2 protein-coding genes and 1 pseudogene are annotated in these 4,681 nt (G+C 73.7%); all 3 read right to left on the bottom strand.

Annotated features, from left to right (window positions below):
* A partial coding sequence (locus TR48_RS06220) for a DNA repair ATPase (RefSeq protein WP_174501671.1) occupies positions 1-2,043 on the bottom strand: 2,043 nt, incomplete at its 3' end.
* Positions 2,044-2,114: 71 nt separating this feature from the next.
* Positions 2,115-4,190, bottom strand: coding sequence for an SPFH domain-containing protein (locus TR48_RS06215; RefSeq protein WP_042364897.1), 2,076 nt, complete (start codon positions 4,188-4,190; stop codon positions 2,115-2,117).
* A gap of 138 nt (positions 4,191-4,328) precedes the next feature.
* A pseudogene (locus tag TR48_RS42985) lies at positions 4,329-4,681 on the bottom strand (hypothetical protein); the annotation flags it as partial.

Here is a 4,681-nt window from a genome sequence, read left to right as displayed (position 1 = left end):
GGCATGGGCGGCGCGGTGCTCGGCGTCGAGCAGCGCGCGGCGGCGGTTGGCCAGCAGGGCGCGCGCGCGGTTGACGGCCGCCAGCACCTCGCCGATGGCCAGCAGCACGGCGGTCCCGGCGGCCGGGTCGGCGGCGACGGCGCCGGTGACCAGGTCGGTGACGGTGGCCAGGGCCTCGGCCTGCGCGGTGAGGCGGTCGGCAAGCCTCGCCGCCTCGGCCGCGGTGGCGACCGACTCGGCCTCCTCGGCGGCGTCACGGGCGGCCGACAGCGCGGCGTCGAAGGCGCCCGGTCCGGCGAAGAAGGCGAAGGCGCGCTCGGTCGCACTCGTCAACTCGCCCGCCAGGTCCGCCTGCACGCGGTCCAGCGCCGCCAGGTCGAGCTGCGGCAGCTCCCGCAGCAGCCGGGTGCGGCCCTGCGCCTGCCGCAGCTCGGCGAGGAGCCGGGTCCAGGCGTCGGCGTCGGTGGGCGGCTCGCCGTGCGAGCGGCGGACCAGTGAGGCTGCCTCCTCCCTGGCCCCCTCCAGCGCCTGCGCGGCGCGCGCGGCGAGCCCCCTGATCCGCGCCTGCTCGGCGGCCAACAGCTTGGCTGCCTCCCGCAGTTCGTCGAGCGGCGCGAGCAGTCCCGTGTCGGCGAGCCAGTAGTGGCGGTCCGCCGCCTTGGCGCAGGCGTCCAGAATCAGCTCCGCGGAGACCGCGGTGCGGTCGCTCTCCTGGCCTGCGGCCGTCGCCGTGCGCACGACGTCGAGGCAGTCGGCGATGCCGCGCACCAGGTCGGCGTTGCCGATCCGGGCGAGCGGACCGTCGCCGACCTCCTGGGCGGCGGCGTGGTCGGCCGACTGGAACGGGGTCTGCCACAGCTGGAGTTCGTGCGTGCGCACCGGCTCGCGGTCCGGCCTGAGCAGCACGAGCGTGCCGTCAGGCAGCAGGGTGTGCGCCGCGCCGTGCAGAGCGGCACCGGCCTCGCGGCGGACGGTGTTCCACGGCAGCAACAGCACCTGTGCGCGCCCCGGCCGGTGCAGTACGTAGAGCAGGTCCTCGCCGTTGGGCGAGGGCACCACGGCCTCGAAGCGGAGCCCGTTCGAGCCGTCGCCACCGTCCGCCGGGGCCGCCTGGTCCATCCGGAAGGCGCGGTGGGTCCCGTCGGCCAGCTCGTAGCCGCCGGGGAAGATCAGGCCCTGCTCGGCCGGGAGCAGCCGGGCCCCGAGGCCGAGCGAGTCCTGCCGGCGCACCGATCCGGTGCGGGTGTTGACGACGAGGTAGCGGTCGGCGGGCTCGTTGTAGGGGCGGATCCGCAGGAGCAGCAGCGGGCCCGTCTCCGCGTAGGCGACGGCGGCGTCCGCCAGACTCTGCAGCGGCTCGTCGACCGGCTCCTGGAAGAGGGTCCGGTCCCCGGGCACCGTCCGCACGGTGAGGCTGCCGCCGGTGGTGGCGACGGAGACCGTGCCACCACCGCCGTCGATCCGGATGCGGCCGCGGTCGTGGTGCTCGCGGCCGGTCGTCGTCCAGGGCAGCTCGTAGACGGGCGGCTGCGGCAGGTCCCGTTCGCCGTGGTTGCCCAGGTACTCGACCTGGTCCTCGCCCAACTGCCAGGACAGGACCCGCTGGTCGCCGTCGTTCCCGCCGGTGCGGAAGACGGCCAGCAGCCGCCCCGACGCCGTCCGCACCAGGTCGGCGAGACGGGCGTCGCGGTAGTAGCGCAGCAGCTCGGCCAGGTCGCGGTGGAACCGCTCGTCGTCGAGCAGGCCGGGCACCGCGCCGGAGTCCAGCGCCGCGCCGTCGAGGGCGTGCAGGGAGAGCAGGCCCGCCTCCAGCGTCGCCGCGGTCGTGCCCAGCAGCAGCACGTCGGGCCGGACCGCGACGACGCCGCAGGCCGCGCCGTCCCCGGCGGTGCGCGGCCGGGCCGAGGCGGCGAGCTCCAGCGCGCGGGAGCCGAACGCCTCCTGCCGCCGGGCGTTCAGCTCGGCCGCCCGCCGCCCCAACTCCTCCGCGCGCTCGGCGAGCCGTGCCCGCAGGATCTGGTAGGTGCCGTCCTCGACGCCCATGACTGCTTCCCGTGTCCCTTTGCCCTGTTCCGTGCCCGACGATCCCGCACGCCTCTCGGCGCCTGCTGGAGTCACTTACCCGTGCCGGCCGTGCCGCCGGTGGTGACCGTGCCGTTCCCCGTCCCGTTCACGCTGCTGAGGAGCCGCGCCGGATCCATCGGGAGCGAGCCGTCGGCCGCGCCGCCGCCCAGCAGCTTCATCAGCAGGGCCAGGTTCCAGGGGCCGCCGGCCGCGAAGGAGCGCAGCACCTCGGTCGCGTCGTCGCCGAAGCTCCGGTCGCCGTTCAGCCAGTCGGCGCCCAAGGCCCTGACGGTCTGCGAGCCCTGCACCGCACCGTCGATGGACTTGCCGAGAGACACCGCGCCGACGACCTTCTCCAGGAAGACGCTGTCGCCGCCGACGATGTCGATGTCCGCGCTCTCCAGGCCGGCGGCCAGCACCGACGCCTGCGCCTCGGCGACCTTGGCCTGCACCTCCAGCGCGGCGAGCCGCACGTCCTTGTCGGCGGCCAGACGCAGCCGGAACTCCTCGTGGGCGCGGGAGACCTCGTCCAGCGCGGCCATCGCCGCGGCCTTCTTCTCCAGGCCGATCGCCTCGCCGAGCAGCTTCTCGCGGATGGCTGCGGCCTCGGCGTCGGCCTTGCGCTCCGCGACGGCGGCCTCGGCCAGGCCGACCTTCTCGATCGCGGCGGCCTTCTCCTTCATACCGGCCGCCTCGCCCTCCAGTCGGGCGCGGACGCCCGCCGCCTCGGCCAGGGCCTGACGCTCCGCCACCTCGGCCTCCGCCAGACCGGCAGCTCCGGCCAGCGCCCGCTCGCCCTCGGCCCGGCGCACGTTGGCCGCGGCCTCCAGCTCGGCGCTCTTCTGACCGGCCTCGGCGAGCACCAGCTGCTCCTTGGCCTTCAGGTGCGCGGCCTGCTCGGCGGCCTCGGCCGCCTTGATGTCCTTGACCAGCTGCTCCTGCGCCTCCGCCTCGGCGGCGATGATCACGGACTGCCGGGTGCGCTCGGCCTCCTGCACCACGCGGACCCGCTTGATCTCCTCCTCCTGCTCCGCGACCGTGCGCTCCACCGCGATCCGCTCGCGCACCACCTCGGCCACGCCGCGCCGCTCGACCTCGACCTCCTTCTCCATCTCGGCCTTGGCGAGCTGCACCTCCTTGTCGCGGTTGACGACCTCCAGCAGCCGGTCCTTCTCGATCCGCTCGGACTCCACCGCGAGGACGCGCTCACGGTTCTTCTCCGCGACGGCGATCTCCCGCTGCTGGTTCTCGCGCTGGACGCCGAGGAGCTCCTCGGTGCGCAGCAGCGCGCTGTGCGCCTTGAGCCGCTCCTCCTCCTGGACCATCGCGGTGGCGGCCTCCTCCTGCGCCTTCAGGGTCTCGATGCCCTTGCGCTGCCGGATCTCCGCCTCGGCCCGGCGCCGCTCCAGCTCCAGCACGGCCTCGCGGGCGTCCACGTCCTGACGGGTGATCTCCATCTGCTCGTTGCGCTGGAAGTCGTTGGTGCGGATGTGCTCCAGTGCGGTCAGCTCGGTGATCTTTCGGATGCCCTGCGCGTCCAGGATGTTGGTCGGGTCGAGCTGGGCCATCGGGGTCTGCTCGAGGTGGTCGATCGCCGCGTCCTCGAGGTGGTAGCCGTTCAGGTCGGTCCCGATGGCCGCGATGATGCGGTCCCGGAACTCCTCGCGGTGGGTGTAGAGGTCGGCGAAGTCGAGCTGCTTGCCGACGGTGCGCAGCGCCTCGGCGAACTTGGCGCTGAACAGGTTCTGCAGCGTCTCCTGGTGGCTGGCCCGCTCGGTGCCGATGGCCTGCGCGACCTTGACGACGTCCTCGACGGTCTTGTTGACCCGGACGAAGAAGGTGATCTGGATGTCGGCGCGGATGTTGTCCTTGCAGATCATCCCCTCGCGGCCCTTGCGGGCGATCTCGATGGTCTTCACGGAGATGTCCATGACCTCCGCGCGGTGCATCATCGGCAGCACCAACGCGCCGGTGAAGGTCACCCCGACGCCCTTGGGCCGGGAGACGATCAGGGCCTCGCCCTGCACGACCTTGCGGAACAGCCGGCCGAAGAGCAGCAGCGTGCCCAGACCGATGAGCAGGAGAACGGCGACGAGCACGCCGATACCGATGGTGACGACAGACATGGCTGTTCCCTTGGATGGACTGACTGGTGCTGCGAATGAGATGGACGGAAGTGAGCGGGCGACCGCGACCGCGACCGCGACTGCGACTGCGACTGCGACTGCGACTGCGACTGCGACTGCGACTGCGACCGCGACCGGCTACGACGACGGAGCCGGCATCACCCAGAAGAACTCGCCGTCGGCGTCGTAGTCGTAGATGAGCGCGGCGGCTCCGGTGCGGAGCGCCCGGCCTTCGCCCGCGACGTCGTCGAGGCTCTGACGGACCTGCACGACGGCGGAGGAACCGTCGGCGGAACGGACCTCGGCCTGCCCGAAGTCGGGCCCCACCCGCCCGGTCCGGATCACACACGCGAGCCCGACGAAGTCCCGCCGGGACGGCGGCGGAGGCGGCTCCGGCATCAGCCGGCCCAACGGCACCACGAGCAGGCGGGCCCCGGCCCACCCGCCGACCAGCGCCACCGGCAGCAGCCACGCGGCACTGCCGCCGCCCC

Source organism: Streptacidiphilus neutrinimicus, from assembly GCF_000787815.1.
Classification (GTDB): domain Bacteria; phylum Actinomycetota; class Actinomycetes; order Streptomycetales; family Streptomycetaceae; genus Streptacidiphilus; species Streptacidiphilus neutrinimicus.
This window is presented reverse-complemented; position numbering and strand designations above follow the sequence as displayed.

Coding starts and splice junctions, on each gene's coding strand:
- TR48_RS06215 (WP_042364897.1), bottom strand. CDS start 4,190: ATGTCTGTCGTCACCATCGGTATCGGCGTGCTCGTCGCCGTTCTCCTG.